Source organism: Bacillus sp. ISL-77 (assembly GCF_018613105.1).
On record NZ_JAGGQY010000047.1, the window covers coordinates 41,847 to 57,807 of the forward strand.

Annotated in this window: 13 protein-coding genes; 12 read left to right on the plus strand and 1 reads right to left on the minus strand. The window is 39.2% G+C overall.

Annotation, left to right across the window (positions count from 1 at the left end; all coding sequences use genetic code 11):
• Positions 1-236: 236 nt before the first annotated feature.
• From araB to J7E77_RS19410, 12 genes are all read left to right on the plus strand, one after another.
• Entirely contained in the window at positions 237-1,934 is a 1,698-nt protein-coding gene (gene araB, locus J7E77_RS19355) for a ribulokinase (protein WP_214716530.1), read from the plus strand.
• Positions 1,928-2,623 (plus strand): L-ribulose-5-phosphate 4-epimerase, encoded by a 696-nt coding sequence (araD, locus tag J7E77_RS19360; RefSeq protein WP_214716532.1) that lies wholly within the window; start codon positions 1,928-1,930, stop codon positions 2,621-2,623. The genes araB and araD overlap by 7 nt, the downstream gene beginning before the upstream one ends.
• A gap of 114 nt (positions 2,624-2,737) precedes the next feature.
• Positions 2,738-4,222 (plus strand): L-arabinose isomerase, encoded by a 1,485-nt coding sequence (gene araA / locus J7E77_RS19365; protein ID WP_214716534.1) that lies wholly within the window; start codon positions 2,738-2,740, stop codon positions 4,220-4,222.
• A 236-nt stretch (positions 4,223-4,458) separates the two neighbouring features.
• On the plus strand, positions 4,459-5,949 hold the full coding sequence (locus J7E77_RS19370; protein ID WP_251026524.1) for an alpha-N-arabinofuranosidase: 1,491 nt from the start codon (positions 4,459-4,461) through the stop codon (positions 5,947-5,949).
• A 21-nt stretch (positions 5,950-5,970) separates the two neighbouring features.
• Positions 5,971-6,243, plus strand: coding sequence for a DUF6171 family protein (locus J7E77_RS19375; RefSeq protein ID WP_214716536.1), 273 nt, complete (start codon positions 5,971-5,973; stop codon positions 6,241-6,243).
• Positions 6,244-6,331: 88 nt separating this feature from the next.
• Positions 6,332-7,843, plus strand: a complete 1,512-nt coding sequence (gene arfA / locus J7E77_RS19380; RefSeq protein WP_214716538.1) for an arabinosylfuranosidase ArfA — start codon at positions 6,332-6,334, stop codon at positions 7,841-7,843.
• A 113-nt stretch (positions 7,844-7,956) separates the two neighbouring features.
• Positions 7,957-9,009, plus strand: coding sequence for an aldose epimerase family protein (locus tag J7E77_RS19385; protein ID WP_214716604.1), 1,053 nt, complete (start codon positions 7,957-7,959; stop codon positions 9,007-9,009).
• Between the two features lie 48 nt (positions 9,010-9,057).
• Positions 9,058-10,302: a sn-glycerol-1-phosphate dehydrogenase gene (locus J7E77_RS19390; RefSeq protein WP_214716540.1), complete on the plus strand. Its 1,245-nt coding sequence runs from the start codon at positions 9,058-9,060 to the stop codon at positions 10,300-10,302.
• A gap of 19 nt (positions 10,303-10,321) precedes the next feature.
• Positions 10,322-11,272, plus strand: coding sequence for a glycoside hydrolase family 43 protein (locus tag J7E77_RS19395; protein ID WP_214716542.1), 951 nt, complete (start codon positions 10,322-10,324; stop codon positions 11,270-11,272).
• Positions 11,273-11,310: 38 nt separating this feature from the next.
• Positions 11,311-12,276: a glycoside hydrolase family 43 protein gene (locus tag J7E77_RS19400; protein WP_214716544.1), complete on the plus strand. Its 966-nt coding sequence runs from the start codon at positions 11,311-11,313 to the stop codon at positions 12,274-12,276.
• Positions 12,277-12,377: 101 nt separating this feature from the next.
• Positions 12,378-13,754, plus strand: a complete 1,377-nt coding sequence (locus J7E77_RS19405) for an MATE family efflux transporter (protein ID WP_214716546.1) — start codon at positions 12,378-12,380, stop codon at positions 13,752-13,754.
• Between the two features lie 33 nt (positions 13,755-13,787).
• Positions 13,788-14,762 (plus strand): aldo/keto reductase family protein, encoded by a 975-nt coding sequence (locus J7E77_RS19410; protein WP_214716548.1) that lies wholly within the window; start codon positions 13,788-13,790, stop codon positions 14,760-14,762.
• Between the two features lie 103 nt (positions 14,763-14,865).
• Here J7E77_RS19410 and J7E77_RS19415 read toward each other — a convergent pair whose 3' ends face one another.
• Positions 14,866-15,753 carry a helix-turn-helix transcriptional regulator gene (locus J7E77_RS19415; protein ID WP_214716549.1) on the minus strand — a complete coding sequence of 296 codons (888 nt, stop codon included), beginning with the start codon at positions 15,751-15,753 and terminating at the stop codon, positions 14,866-14,868.
• Positions 15,754-15,961 lie beyond the last annotated feature (208 nt).

Below are 15,961 nucleotides of genomic sequence, written 5' to 3' on the forward strand. Positions count from 1 at the left end.
ATACCATTGAAAAAAATAAGATAGATGGTAAAATCTAATTAAGGTTATACGTACAAGTTAGAGTTATTCGAATAACTTGTAAGTATTAATGATAATATTATCATCAATTCGTCGCAATCTTGTACGTATGATAAATACTTAAAAAAGAATAATATTTTCATTGAATTAAATCGTAAAATGAAAGCCCTTTAAATTAGTTTTTGTAAACGTATTCTTATAAAGGACAGGTGATTTTGATGGCTAAGTATTCGATTGGTGTCGACTATGGTACACAATCAGGAAGAGCTGTACTTGTTGAAGTAGGAACAGGCAAAGAAGTAGCGACTGCTGTAAAACCCTATACCCATGGTGTAATGGATGAATTCTTACCGAATGGAACAACAAAGTTAGAGCATGACTGGGCATTACAGCATCCGGCAGACTATCTTGAAGTTTTAGCGATTACTATTCCAGAAGTATTAAAGCAAGCACAAGTTTCTAAAGATGATGTTATTGGATTAGGAATTGATTTTACTGCTTGTACGGTCCTGCCAATTGATGCTAATGGTACACCATTATGCTTCAAAGAGGAGTTTAGCAACCACCCTCATAGTTATGTGAAACTTTGGAAACATCACGCGGCACAAGATGAAGCAAATCGCTTAAATGAAATCGCTGAAGCCCGCGGAGAACAGTTCTTACAGCGTTATGGCGGCAAGATTTCTTCTGAATGGCTTTTCCCAAAAGTATGGCAAATCTTAAATGAAGCACCTGAAATATACGATGCTGCAAACCAAATCTTAGAGGCGACTGATTGGGTTATCTCTGAGTTAACTGGAGCGATTAATAGAAATAGTTGTACGGCTGGCTATAAAGCGATTTGGCATAAGCAAGATGGTTATCCATCCAATGAATTTTTCAAAGCACTTGACCCACGATTGGAAAATGTGGTGGAAGATAAACTCTCCACAAAGATTGTTCCAATTGGATCAAAAGCAGGGGAAATCACTGAAAAGGCTGCAAAGCTAACCGGTTTAAATCCTGGTACAGCCGTTGCAGTTGCTAATGTTGACGCACACGTAGCTGTTCCTGCCGTTGGGATCACGGAACCCGGTAAATTATTAATGATCATGGGAACCTCTACTTGTCACATTTTGTTGGGAGAAGAAGAGAAAATTGTTCCAGGTATGTGTGGTGTAGTTGAGGATGGTGTAATCCCTGGGTTTATGGGTTATGAGGCAGGTCAATCTTGTGTGGGTGACCACTTCGAATGGTTAACTGAGAATTGTGTTCCAGCGAGCTATCATGAAGAAGCAAAAGAAAAAGGGGTTAACATTCATCAACTATTAACAGATAAGGCAAGCCAATTACAAGTTGGTGAAAGCGGTCTTCTTGCGTTAGATTGGTGGAACGGCAATCGCTCAACCCTTGTAGATGCGGATCTAACTGGTGTTCTTCTTGGTGCTACTCTTTTAACAAAGCCAGAAGAAATCTATCGTGCATTAATTGAAGCAACTGCTTATGGTACCCGGATGATCGTTGAGACCTTCCGTAACAATGGTGTACCAGTAAATGAGGTATACGCTGCAGGCGGAATTGCTGAGAAAAATGCGATGATGATGCAAATTTATGCGGATGTATTAAATATGGATATTAAAATCTCAGCTTCTTCACAGACTCCAGCCCTTGGTTCTGCGATGTTCGGAGCAGTTGCAGCTGGAAAAGAGCGCGGCGGTTACGATCATATTATAGATGCAGCCAAAGATATGGGAAGAGTAAAAGATTATATCTATCAGCCAATTAAAGATTATGCAGGGGCTTACGATCAACTTTTCAATGAATATGCACGCCTTTACGACTACTTTGGCCGTGGCGAAAACAATGTCATGAAAACGTTGAAAAAGATTAAAAAGGAAAGCTCCTTAGAGAAGAAGGAGGAAGAAACAGTATGTTAGAAAGATTGAAAAGAGAAGTATTGGAAGCTAATTTACAACTTCCAGAACATGGTTTGGTTACTTTTACTTGGGGAAATGTGAGCGGGATTGACCGTGAAACAGGTCTTGTGGTTATCAAACCAAGTGGTGTTCCGTATGATGAGTTACAAATTGATGATCTTGTTGTCTTAGATTTAGATGGAAATATTGTTGAAGGGTCATTAAGACCTTCTTCAGATACACCAACACATCTTGCTTTATATCGGGCACTCCCGCTAATCGGCGGAATTGTTCATACACATTCTCCAGGGGCTACAAGCTGGGCTCAAGCAGGACGTCCAATTCCAGCACTTGGAACAACACATGCGGATTATTTTTACGGAGAAGTTCCATGTACACGCACCCTGACTAAAGAGGAAATTGAACGGGGATACGAGCTTGAAACAGGAAATGTCATTATAGAAACATTTGAAAAAGAAGGACTTGACCCTGTTGCAATGCCTGGAATTTTATTATCAGGTCATGCTCCATTTAGCTGGGGGACAAACGCAAACCAAGCCGTTCACAATGCTGTAGTTTTAGAAGAAGTGGCCAAAATGGCGTTAAACACTTATATCCTAAACCCACAAATTAAACCTATTGACCAATTCTTGCTTGATAAACATTATCTTCGCAAGCATGGTGCAAATGCCTATTACGGACAAAAGTAGACTTAGAGGAAAGCAACCGCTTTAATCAGACATAACTTGTACGGATAACTGGTTATAGATTACTAATTAATTATTGCTATAAAAATATCTTGCATTTACTTAGGAGGAATTATCTTGTTAACAACAAAAGCTTATGAATTCTGGTTTGTAACAGGAAGTCAATTATTATACGGAGAAGATGTACTACGTCAAGTTGAGGAAAACTCAAAAACCATCGTAAACGGGTTGGCTGATGATTCTGCAGTAACTTATAAGTTGATTTTTAAATCAGTAGTAAAAGATTCTGATTCAATTCGCAAATTGATTCTAGAAGCAAATGCTGATGAAAATTGTGCGGGTATCATTACTTGGATGCACACATTCTCACCATCAAAAATGTGGATTGCAGGTCTTTCTGCACTACAAAAGCCTTATCTGCATTTAGCTACACAATTTAATCGTGATATTCCTTGGGATTCAATCGATATGGATTTCATGAACTTGAATCAGGCTGCACATGGTGACCGTGAACATGGATTCATCGCAGCACGAATGAATGTAAAACGTAAGGTTGTAGTTGGTCATTGGGAAAATCCAGAAGTAAGAGAACGTGTTGGTAGCTGGATGAGAACAGCAGTAGCATTTGAGGAAAGCAAAAACCTTAAGGTTGCAAGATTTGGTGATAATATGCGCCAAGTAGCGGTAACAGATGGTGATAAGGTAGAAGCGCAAATCAAGTTTGGCTGGACAGTAAACGGTTACGGAGTAGGTGACCTCGTTCAACGCATGAACGATGTAACTGAACAAGAAATTGACCAGTTAATGGCTGAATACGAAGAGCAATACGATATTACTCAAGAAGGACTTACTGATGGTCCAGTTCGGGATTCCATCCGTTATCAAGCTAGAGTTGAACTTGGTATGAAAGCATTCTTAACTGAAGGCGGTTATACTGCATTCACAACTACTTTTGAAGATTTACATGGTATGCGTCAGCTACCTGGTTTAGCTGTACAGCGTTTAATGGAACAGGGCTATGGTTTTGCTGGTGAAGGTGACTGGAAAACAGCTGCTCTTGTTAGGCTGATGAAAATTATTGCGGGTAATGAAGGAACTTCCTTCATGGAAGATTACACGTATCATTTTGAGCCAGGTAAAGAAATGGTCCTTGGTGCCCATATGCTTGAGGTTTGCCCAACCATTTCAGCAACACGTCCAAAAATCGAGGTTCATCCACTTGGAATTGGCGGTAAGGAAGATCCTGCTCGAATCGTGTTTGATGGAAGAGGCGGCTCTGCCCTAAATGCAACCATTGTTGACCTTGGACACCGTTTCCGTCTGCTTGTTAATGAAGTGGATGCTGTACAGCCGGAAAAAGATATGCCAAAACTTCCTGTTGCACGGGTATTATGGGAGACTCAGCCATCATTAAGCCAAGCGGTTGAAAACTGGATCCAAGCGGGCGGGGCGCACCATACTGGCTTCTCTTATAATGTAACAACTGAGCAGCTTAGAGATTTTGCTGAACTAGCTGGAATCGAGTACCTAGTTATTAATAAAGACACAAACACTCATGCATTCAATAACGAAATCCGTTGGAATGACGTTATTTTTCGTTAATAAGTGGCACTAATTAAGTAATCTTTTTAACTATAATAAGCAGGGCTATTAGTAAAATAATAGCCCTGCTATTAAGTTGACACATACATTTCTAGGATTGCTAAAGAATATGGATTTACCCCTGATAGCATCATAAACAAAATCAAAGACCGTCTATAAATTTCTTTTAATAAACCAATAATACAAGAGTTGTGGACTCCTTTTAAATTCTATCAATCTAAAAAATGGAGGCGTTAATGTTGGCGAATAATGTAATTATCAACACGGATATTCAAAAAGGAAAAATCAATAAAAATATCTATGGCCATTTTGCAGAACACCTTGGAAGATGCATTTATGAAGGCATTTGGGTTGGTGAAGATTCTTCCATCCCAAATACAAAGGGTATTCGTAATGATGTGTTAGCAGCATTAAAGAACATTATGGTTCCAGTCCTCCGCTGGCCGGGCGGATGTTTCGCCGATGAATACCACTGGAAGGATGGCATTGGTCCTAAGGAAAACCGCAAGCGCATGGTTAATACACACTGGGGCGGCGTTGTAGAAAACAACCACTTTGGAACCCACGAATTTATGCTTCTTTGTGAATTGCTAGAGTGTGAGCCTTATATTTGCGGAAATGTGGGGAGTGGTACTGTTCAAGAGATGTCCGAATGGGTTGAATACATGACATTTGAAGGCGAATCACCAATGGCTAACTGGCGCCGTGAGAATGGTCATGATGAGCCATGGGAATTAAAATATTTCGGCGTAGGTAACGAAAACTGGGGCTGCGGTGGTAACATGCGACCTGAATATTATGCCGACCTATATCGTCGTTATCAAACATATGTAAGAAACTATGGTGATAATAAAATTTATAAAATTGCCGGCGGAGCCAATGTCGATGATTATAATTGGACAGAAGTGTTAATGAAAAATGCCCACTGGTTAATGGATGGGCTAAGCCTTCACTATTACACCATTCCAGGAGATTTCTGGCTGGGTAAAGGATCTGCTATTAATTTTCCGGAAGATGAATGGTTTATTACCATGAAAAAAGCACTTCATATGGATGAGTTAATCACAAAACACAGCACTATCATGGATAAATATGATCCTCAAAAACGTATCGGCATGATAATAGATGAATGGGGAACATGGTTTGATGTAGAGCCAGGAACAAATCCAGGATTCTTATATCAACAAAATACAATCCGTGATGCGTTAGTGGCAGGATTGCACTTTAACATCTTCCATAATCATAGTGACCGTGTTCAGATGACGAACATTGCCCAAACTGTCAATGTACTTCAGGCCATGATTTTAACAGAAGGCGAAAAAATGATTCTTACTCCTACCTATCATGTATTTGATATGTACAAGGTCCACCAGGACGCAGAACTTTTGGCTGTTGATTCTTCATTTGGCTCATATGAGTACAATGGAGAAACATTACCACAAGTAACTGTATCTGCATCAAAAAATACTGAAGGTAAGGTTCATATCAGCTTTTGTAATATTGATCACCAAAATGAAGCTGTTTTGGATCTAGATCTTCGCGGCGTTCAGGCAGCAGTGACAAACGTTTCAGGTACGATTATTACAGCCGACAATATGAATGCTCACAATACATTTGAACAGCCAGAAGTGGTTAAGCCAGTTGAATTTACGGATGTAACTGTGGAAAACAACAAATTGGCGATCAAACTTCCAGCAATGTCTGTTGTTACATTAGTTATTGAATAACTAAGAAGGCGGGAAATTACAGTGAGTGAAAAAAGTCTATGCAAAGGCTGCATCGAAAGTGTAATTGTAACAGAAGATGTCATCGATGAACTCGTAAAAGAGGCTGAGGAAGATGGCTCTGTTATTGTATCGGATGAAGTCTACGAAGCAAGATTAAAAATTTGTGAAAACTGTCCTTCCTTTCAATACGGTACGACTTGCGCTCATAGTGGATGTATTGTCCGCTATCGAGCCAAGTTTAAAAACAAAAGCTGTCCATTTGCTGGTAAACCGAAATGGGAAAAGGTTAGTTAGTCGGTAATCTCTACTATTAAATTATTTTGATAATATATCTATTTACTTGCATGATTGTATGTAGCAGGATATGAGAGGAAGAATTACAATGGCTGCCAAAAAGGCAAAGATGATCTTAGAGAAAGATTTTAAAGTATCCGAGATTGATAATCGTATATATGGCTCTTTTATTGAACATTTGGGTCGTGCAGTATATGGCGGGATTTATGAGCCAGGACATCCTCAAGCCGACGTAAATGGATTCCGTCAAGATGTAATTGAAATGGTAAAAGAACTTCAGGTTCCCCTTGTTCGCTACCCAGGCGGAAATTTTGTTTCAGGCTATAACTGGGAAGATGGAGTAGGTCCTCTTGAAAATCGCCCACGTCTATTAGAATTGGCTTGGCGTACAACCGAAACTAACGAAATGGGAACAAATGAGTTTATGAAATGGGCCCAGCTGGTAAACGCGGATGTAAACATGGCCGTTAACCTCGGAACACGCGGGATTGATGCTGCTCGAAATTTAGTTGAGTATTGTAACCATCCCGGCGGCTCTTACTATAGCGATCTACGAAAATCCCATGGAGTAAACGATCCTTATAACATTAAGACCTGGTGTTTAGGTAACGAAATGGATGGTCCATGGCAAATCGGTCACAAGACGGCTGCTGAATATGGCCGCCTTGCCCAAGAAGCGGCAAAAGTAATGAAGTGGGTTGATCCTACAATCGAGCTTGTTGCATGTGGAAGTTCGCACCGAAATATGCCGACATTTGCAGATTGGGAAGCAACTGTCCTTGACCATACCTATGATCATGTCGAATTTATTTCGCTTCACCAATATTACGGCAACCATGATAATGAAATTTCTAACTATTTAGCTCTTTCTTTAGAAATGGATGACTTTATTAAATCTGTCATTTCCATTGCCGACTATATTAAAGCTAAAAAACGAGGCAAAAAGAATATAAATCTTTCATTTGATGAATGGAATGTTTGGTATCACAGCAGAGAGCAGGATAAACTAATTGAACCTTGGAGTATTGCACCACCACAATTAGAAGATCTCTATAACTTTGAAGATGCTTTATTAGTAGGATGTATGCTTATTACTATGTTAAAGCATGCAGATCGGGTGAAAATTGCCTGTCTTGCACAATTGGTTAATGTTATTGCGCCAATTATGACCGAAGACAACGGGCCGGCTTGGAAGCAAACGATTTTCTATCCTTATATGCATACTTCTGTTTTTGGCCGTGGTGTATCATTAAATCCAATCATTTCAAGCCCTAAGTATGATAGTAAAGATTTCACTGATGTTCCATATTTAGAGTCAACTGCTGTTTACAACGAAGAACATGAAACATTAACCATCTTTGCTGTAAACCGTCACCTTCAAGAAGGTTTAGAGTTAGCTGTCGACATCCGTAACTTCGAAGGTTACCAAGTAGTAGAGCATATCGTACTTGAAAATGATGATATCAAGCAAACCAATTCCGCTAAAGGTACACCTGTTGCACCTCATTCTAACGGAAATGCTAAGGCTGATAATGGCGGAGTAACAGCTGTACTGCCTAAATTATCTTGGAATGTAATCCGTTTAGCTAAACGCAAGTAACTCATGCTTATTCCATCTCCTTTTGATCCCCTGATTGAAAGGAGATGGAACTATTTTTGTATTTAAATGTTATCAATACGAGCGAAAATAGAAGAATGAAAGGCAGGATTGATATGAAAGCTATCCAAGAGAAGGTTGGTCAAATAAACAATCAAACCGTTAATTCATTTACACTTGTAAACGACCACGGTATGGAACTAACATGCATCAATTATGGTTGTATTATTACTAAAATCATCACTCCTGATAAAGAAGGAAACTATGAAAATATTGTTTTAGGCTATGACACGTTACAAGAATATCAAAATGGAAGTTATTTTTTTGGAACGGTTGTAGGACGTGTGGCTGGCCGGATAAAGGGTGGATCATTTGATCTTGATGGAAAAACATATACCCTGGCAAAAAACGAAAACAACAACCACCTCCATGGGGGGAATAAAGGGTTTGATAAAGTTATTTGGGATGCCTCCGTTACCGAGAATGACGAAGAAGTAAGTGTTCAATTTTCATACCTAAGTCCGGATGGAGAGGAAGGTTACCCTGGAAATTTAAACGTAAAGGTAACCTATACAGTCAATAATAATAATGAACTAACCATCCAATATTCTGGATTATCGGATGAAAGTACACTATTAAATATGACCAATCATTCCTATTTTAACCTAAGTGGAAATATTAAACGGGACATTCTCAACCATTCTCTATCTATTAAGAGTGATAAGTTCCTAGAATTAAATGATGAATTACTTCCAACCGGAAAACTACTGGACGTTGAAGGCACACCATTTAATTTTACTAGTGATAGATTCATTCAATCCGGGGTTGACTCCAATTATCCTCAAAATCAATTAGCCGGCAATGGGTATGATCATCCCTTTTTACTAACATCAAACCATGACCAGGAAATTATTCTTAAAGATTCCGAGAGTGGCCGTACATTGACAATTGAAACAGATGAGCCTGGAGTAGTCGTTTACTCTGGAAACCAAATAAAGTCAGAAGGTGAGATTTATGGTGTTCCTTCCCGTAAATACCTTGGCATTTGTTTAGAAACCCAGGGGCTGCCAGATGCCATCCACCATCCTAATTTTCCTTCTTGGGTCTTAGAAAAAGACCAAGTGTACACATCTGTAACAAAGTATAAATTCGGGCTAACAGCCAATTAAGTAAAGCAAGAATGAGGGTAAATTTTTGAAGGAGCAGGAGGAACAATAATGGAAAGAGTAATAACAGAAATTATCAGTCTAGCAAACAGTTGTGACTGCGGCAATCATCATAATGGGATACCGATTGAGACAATTTTAGTTGGCAACAATGTATTAAGGGAAGCAGCAGTCTACTTAGAAAGAAAAGCTTTTAAAAAGGCAGTCATCATTGCAGACGAACATACTTTTCGTGTTGCTGGAGCAGACCTAACCAAATATTTATCAGCAACTAAGGTTGGTTATTCTACCTGTTTATTAAAGCCTGACGAGAATAATGATGTAGTGGCGGACGAAAAGTCTTTAGTGCAAGCATTGTTAGATACTTCTCAAGATACTGATGTCATTATAGCTGTAGGTTCTGGTACCATCCATGATATCGCTCGCTTTACAAGTACTAAGATAAAAATTCCGTTCATTTCTGTCCCTACTGCTCCTTCTGTCGATGGCTTTACATCAATGGGAGCACCATTAATTGTTAGAGGAATAAAGCAAACTTTTCAAATGATGGCGCCAATTGCGGTATTTGCTGATTTACACGTATTACGAAATGCACCAAAGAAAATGATTGCAGCAGGATTGGGGGATATGTTAGCCAAATATACATCCCTGGCAGATTGGAATTTTGGAAATCTCACTGTCGGTGAGCCATATTGCCCGCTAGTTGCAAAAATTACAAGAGAAGCACTTGATATATGCGTTGAAAAAGCAGATAAAATTGCCGCTGTAGATGAAGAAGGCATTCGTATCCTCATTGAGGCCCTCATTAAATCCGGTTTAGCCATGTTATTATTTGGCCAATCCCATCCTGCTTCTGGAGGGGAACATCACCTTTCACACTATTGGGAGATGGAATTTTTACGACAAAACCGCCCTCAAGTCCTTCATGGGGCAAAGGTAGGGGTGGCGGTTTCTCTCCTAGCGGATGTATATGAAAGGGACTTTATCCAACTAATTTCGGAATTTACAAAATTAGAGGATAATATTAAAACAACTGATGATGATAGTATCGTGAAAAATATTAAAGAAAACATTCAAGAAATTAGAGCTGTATACGGGGCTATTCCAAAAGCTTCTCAACTACGTGAGCTTATAGAACAAGTTGGAGGCGAAACAATGCCGGGACAATTGGGAATTGACGAAGATCTTGTGGTGCGTAGTTTAACCGAAGCTCATCAGCTAAGAGACCGTTTCACCGCTCTAAAGTTTCTAAATGAAGTAGTCAAAGTTAGTCATCAAGTTAAAGTTAGAAATTAAACGGAAAAGGTGATCAATTATGCCAAAGGCTGAAACATTAAATAATCCCATTGTCGAGCAGCGTGCCGATCCATGGGTATATAAACATACAGATGGTTACTACTATTTCACAGCATCGGTCCCAGAATATGACCGGCTTGAAGTCAGAAGGGCGGCAACAATTCAGGGATTAGGCGAAGCCGAACCTATAGTTGCTTGGAGAAAGCATGAAGAGGGCCCGATGAGCGCCAATATTTGGGCACCTGAGATTCATTACATCGACGGAAAATGGTATATCTATTATGCGGCTGCTAGAGCAGACGAGATTTTTGACCATCGTATGTATGTGATTGAAAATGATTCCGAGAACCCGCTTGAAGGATCTTGGGTAGAAAAGGGGCAAGTGAAAACAGATTGGGAGTCCTTTTCACTTGATGCTACTACCTTTGAGCATAAGGGGCAAAGATATTATGTTTGGGCACAAAGAGACCCTGAAATTGTTGGAAACTCAAATCTTTACATCGCTAAAATGGTGACTCCGTGGACGATTGAAGGTCCTCAAGTAATGATTACAAAACCTGAGTATGATTGGGAGACCATCGGCTTTTTAGTGAACGAAGGTGCAGCGGTCTTAAAGAGAAACGGAAAAATATTCATCGCCTATTCTGCGAGTGCCACAGATTACAATTATTGCATGGGTCTCCTGTCTGCAGATGAAAATAATAATTTATTAGACCCAACATCTTGGAAAAAATCAGAAACACCTGTGTTTCAAACAAATGAAGAAACAAGCCAATATGGACCAGGACATAACAGCTTCACGGTCTCTGAAGATGGAAGCCAAGATATTCTTATCTATCATGCGCGTAATTATCAGAATATTGAGGGTGACCCGTTATGGGATCCAAACCGCCATACTCGGGCTCAGATTTTTACTTGGAACGAAGATGGTACACCGAATTTTGGCGTTCCGGTAGCAGATGCAAAATAATTTAGAATAGCTGACATCTTGTTATAGGGGAGATTATCATGGTAAAAGTAACAATCGAAGAAGCCAAAACATCAAAGGATCTGATTATCGAGCAAAGAGCGGATCCATGGGTATATAAACATACGGACGGATACTATTACTTTACTGCATCTGTTCCTGAATATGACCGTATCGAGGTTAGACGTTCAAAAACAATCCAAGGCATAGCGGATGCAGAAACCGCGGTTGCTTGGAGAAAGCATGAAACAGGACCAATGAGCGCACTGATTTGGGCACCGGAGATTCATTACATTAATGGCAGCTGGTATATATATTACGCGGCTGCGCCATCAAAGGAAATTATTGATGGACTTTTCCAACACCGCATGTTCGTAATTGAAAATAAATCTGCTAACCCGCTAGAAGGAAAATGGGAAGAAAAGGGGCAAATCAATGCCGATTGGGAATCATTTGCCCTAGATTCTACTTCTTTTGAGCATAATGGTCAGCAATATCTTGTTTGGGCTCAAAAGGATCCTAACATCAGAGGTAATTCCAATCTATACATTGCACCATTAGAAAACCCTTGGACCATCATAGGACCGCAAGTGATGATTGCAAAACCAGAATATGATTGGGAAACGATTGGCTTCTGGGTAAATGAAGGACCAGCGGTTTTAAAGAGAAACGGTAAAATATTCATTTCTTATTCGGGAAGTGCTACCGACGAAAATTATTGCATGGGACTACTAACTGCGGATGAAAACAGTGATGTAATGAATCCAAACTCCTGGAGTAAATCTACAGAACCTGTATTCAAAACTAACTATGAAGCAGGCCAGTACGGTCCTGGTCATAACAGCTTTACAGTTTCTGAAGACGGAAGCAAGGATATCCTTGTCTACCACGTGAGAAACTATACAGAGATTGTTGGAGACCCGCTCTATGATCCGAATCGGCACACATGTGCGAAAGAGTTTACCTGGAATCCGGATGGAACTCCAAACCTTGGGCTTCCTAAGTAATTAAATAAAACGGACATTCAGTGCATTTACAAAAAAGAGAGAAAAAGATTCATATCATCTTTTTGATATGAATCTTTTTCTGTAGGAGGTGAAGATAAAAAATGGGAAATTCAATTGATCAAAATAATAGAAAAATAACTTTACTTGCCATTACCTGGCCAATTTTTATTGAATTGCTGCTTCAAATGATCATGGGGAGCACCGACACCATCATGCTGTCGCATATTTCTGATGATATTGTGGCCGCTGTCGGAGTGGCAAATCAACTTGTCTTTTTTGGTATTCTAATATTTAGTTTTACTGCAACTGGGACGGCTGTACTTATTTCACAATATTTAGGGGCCGGCTTGAGGGAAGGTGCTAAACAAGCGGCTGCTGTCTCAGTATCGATCAATTTGGTAATTGGCTTAGTTGTAAGCTGTTTAATGGTCATTTTTAAAGGCCAGCTATTAGAGTTATTCCACCTTAAAGATGATATTGCCGCGATAGGTTATGAGTATCTATCGATTGTCGGCGGAACCTTATTTTTACAGGCCATCTTAATTACTGTTTCTTCTATTCTTAGGGCAAATGGATTTACTAGAGAAGCCATGTTTGTATCGATTATGATGAATGTGATCCATTTAGCGGGAAACAGTTTGGTTATTTACGGCTTATTCGGATTCCCTGAAATGGGAGTAAAAGGGGTAGCCCTTTCAACTGCTTTTAGCAGGGCGTCAGCTCTCATTATTGCCTTTATTCTTATGTATAAGCGGCTCCCAATAAGAATTAAACGAGAAGATTATTTTCATTTCGATTTACCGCTTATTAAAAAAATCCTAAAAGTTGGTATCCCAGCTGCCGGGGAACAAATCAGTTACAATACCAGCCAAATGGCCATGACAGCCATTACAGCTATACTTGGAGCAGCTGCCTTATCTACTCGTGTTTATACTTGGAATATTATGTCCTTTATTATGCTGTTTGGATTAGCGATGGGACAGGGGACACAAATCCTAATAGGATACCGTGTTGGAGCGGGAGACTATGAAGGAGCGTATCGTCAATTATTTAAGAGCCTTAAATCCAGTTTTGTTATTTCCATTTTAGTTTCCATTTTAGTTTCTTTTTTCAGAGAAGACTTAATGAGTCTGTTTACAAATAATAAAGAAATTATTCATACAGGCAGTACTTTATTATTATTATGTTTAATTCTTGAACCAGGCAGGACCTTCAATTTAATCGTAGTAAATTCACTGAGGGCAGCTGGGGATGCCGCTTTTTCCGTAAAAATGGGAGTTCTCTCCATGTGGGGGCTTGCTGTTCCAATATCTTATATCTTAGGAATTCATTTTGGTCTGGGCTTAGCGGGAGTATGGATTGCCTTTATCGTAGATGAGTGGTTTAGAGGGATTGTCATGTATTTTAGATGGAAGAGCAGGGCATGGGAGAAAAAGGTATTAGTCGTAAATAAAAAAGCTGCAGCTGTAAGTTCCTAATATATGAAACAACTAAAGAAGGAGGAAGGATAAATGAAATATCGAAAACTTGGAAATAGTGGTTTAAAGATTAGTGAAATTGGTTTAGGCAGCTGGTTAACCTACGGAAAGGCTGTTAACAACCAAACCGCATATGATTGTATTCATAAAGCCTATGAACTAGGCATCAACTTTTTTGATACTGCTAACGCGTATGAAGGGGGAAAAGCAGAAGAGGTGCTGGGCGAGGCATTAAAAGCTTATCCGAGAAGCAGTTACGTCGTAGCAACCAAACTATTTTTCCCAATGGGAGCTGGGCCAAACGAACGCGGACTTTCCAGAAAGCATATCTTGGAACAATGTGATGCCAGCCTAAAACGTTTAGGGTTGGATTATATTGATCTTTATCAATGTCACCGTTTTGATCCGGAGGTGCCCGTTGAGGAAACCTTATATGCTTTAGATGATTTAATCAGGCAAGGGAAAATATTATATGCCGGTGTAAGTGAATGGAGTGCCTCACAAATTGAAAACGCGGTGGGGATTGGAAAGGCCAATTATTTAAGACCAATAATATCTAATCAGCCCATCTATAATATGCTTGAGAGATATATAGAAAACGAGATACTGCCGGTTTGTACCGAAAAAGGACTGGGGCAAATCGTCTTTTCACCATTAGCTCAGGGGATATTAACGGGGAAATATAAATCAAATACTGAAAAACCAGAAGATAGCCGGGCAGCTAATGATGCGACCAACTGGGTTATCAATAGCTATTTTAGGAATGATGTACTTGAATCTGTGCAAAAGTTGAATGAGCTGGCTAGTGAATTGGGAGTTACGTTAAGTCAGTTATCACTTGCTTGGATTCTTCGTCTTCCGAGTATTAGTTCGGCTATTATCGGAGCCAGCCGGCCACAGCAAATTGAGGAAAATGTTAAAGCGGTTGATATTGAATTAAGTAATGACGTTTTACTGGAAATTGAACAAATTCTTGGAGAAATAAAGGATTTTGCTCCTTTAAGGTAGTTTGGAAAGCCCATTATGATCATTTTCTTGATCATAATGGTGCTTTTTTTATTAAAGTATTATAAATATGAAGCTAAATCGGACGATTGCTTTTTTTCTACTATCATGAGTTATTTATCGGGATTTTTCCTATATATTGTTTTCGAAATTGATTAGGTGATAAACCCTCTAGTTTTTTAAAGGTTCTACTAAAATAGGCGGATTGAGTAAACCCACAGCTTTCTGAAATTCTATCAATATTCCAATCGGTTGAAACTAGTAAGATCTTTGCTTGATCCATTCGAATTTTATTAACATATTCAATCGGTGTGCAGCCCAATGCCTGAATCATGCATCTTGCAATATGGTTTGGATGGAATCGAAGCGCATGACCAAGATCCTCATATGTAATCTTTTTTGCATAATTCTTTCTCAAATAAACGGCAGCTTTTTCTGCAACAGCCAAGGCAGGCATAGAGTTAGCTAAGTGCAAATGATTTGAAAGTTCCTGAAGCAATTGTTGAAAGAGTATTTGTCGCTGCCATTCCCCGGAGTAAATCGATTCATTTTCGGATGTAATAATTTTTGAGCACAGCCTTTCAACAGCTTCGGGATTGGATAATTGACAAAATTTAGGTAGTGTTATTCCGAAAGGGTTTTCAGAAAAGACGTTTCTGCATTCTAAAGCTTTTTTCTCATTGTTATGAAAAGGTTTAGAGATGGTAAGATCCTTCCATCCTTTCGATGTAATGAAATGAAACCAAAAAAAATGGGTAACTTGATCACACGGTGAGATTGAAAAATGATGCCGATCTGGGGAGAGGATAAGGGTCTTTCCTTCACAAACCTGAAATTTATGATAGTCTTCACCCATGTGTAATTGTCCTTTTGTAACCACTAATAAATCAAAAACACCAATGTTGTTCCGGTTTATATGTGATTCACCAATATCGAAGGTATGTTCACCTGCCGCTAGAAGAGTCGGCAAAGGCGGGGCTAGTAATTGGAGCATTTTCTTTCTCCTCAAATGTTAGGATTGTGCAATTTTTTGTTATGATTATACATTTTATTCTTTGATTATAACACTATAATAGGTTAATGAATGTTTTTATTTTTATAATTGAGGTGAAAGAAACATGGGTGAAAAATAAACAAACTCTTGCTATGGACCTAATATACTTATGTCCATACATATAATGGAAAATCCAATAATATGATGT

Excerpts from the sequence above, each read along its gene's own strand:
- J7E77_RS19395 (WP_214716542.1), top strand. The coding sequence starts at position 10,322 with ATGCCAAAGGCTGAAACATTAAATAATCCCATTGTCGAGCAGCGTGCC.
- J7E77_RS19370 (WP_251026524.1), top strand. The coding sequence starts at position 4,459 with ATGTTGGCGAATAATGTAATTATCAACACGGATATTCAAAAAGGAAAA.
- arfA (WP_214716538.1), top strand. The coding sequence starts at position 6,332 with ATGGCTGCCAAAAAGGCAAAGATGATCTTAGAGAAAGATTTTAAAGTA.
- J7E77_RS19415 (WP_214716549.1), bottom strand. The coding sequence starts at position 15,753 with ATGCTCCAATTACTAGCCCCGCCTTTGCCGACTCTTCTAGCGGCAGGT.
- J7E77_RS19405 (WP_214716546.1), top strand. The coding sequence starts at position 12,378 with ATGGGAAATTCAATTGATCAAAATAATAGAAAAATAACTTTACTTGCC.
- J7E77_RS19390 (WP_214716540.1), top strand. The coding sequence starts at position 9,058 with ATGGAAAGAGTAATAACAGAAATTATCAGTCTAGCAAACAGTTGTGAC.
- araB (WP_214716530.1), top strand. The coding sequence starts at position 237 with ATGGCTAAGTATTCGATTGGTGTCGACTATGGTACACAATCAGGAAGA.
- J7E77_RS19410 (WP_214716548.1), top strand. The coding sequence starts at position 13,788 with ATGAAATATCGAAAACTTGGAAATAGTGGTTTAAAGATTAGTGAAATT.
- J7E77_RS19400 (WP_214716544.1), top strand. The coding sequence starts at position 11,311 with ATGGTAAAAGTAACAATCGAAGAAGCCAAAACATCAAAGGATCTGATT.
- araD (WP_214716532.1), top strand. The coding sequence starts at position 1,928 with ATGTTAGAAAGATTGAAAAGAGAAGTATTGGAAGCTAATTTACAACTT.
- J7E77_RS19385 (WP_214716604.1), top strand. The coding sequence starts at position 7,957 with ATGAAAGCTATCCAAGAGAAGGTTGGTCAAATAAACAATCAAACCGTT.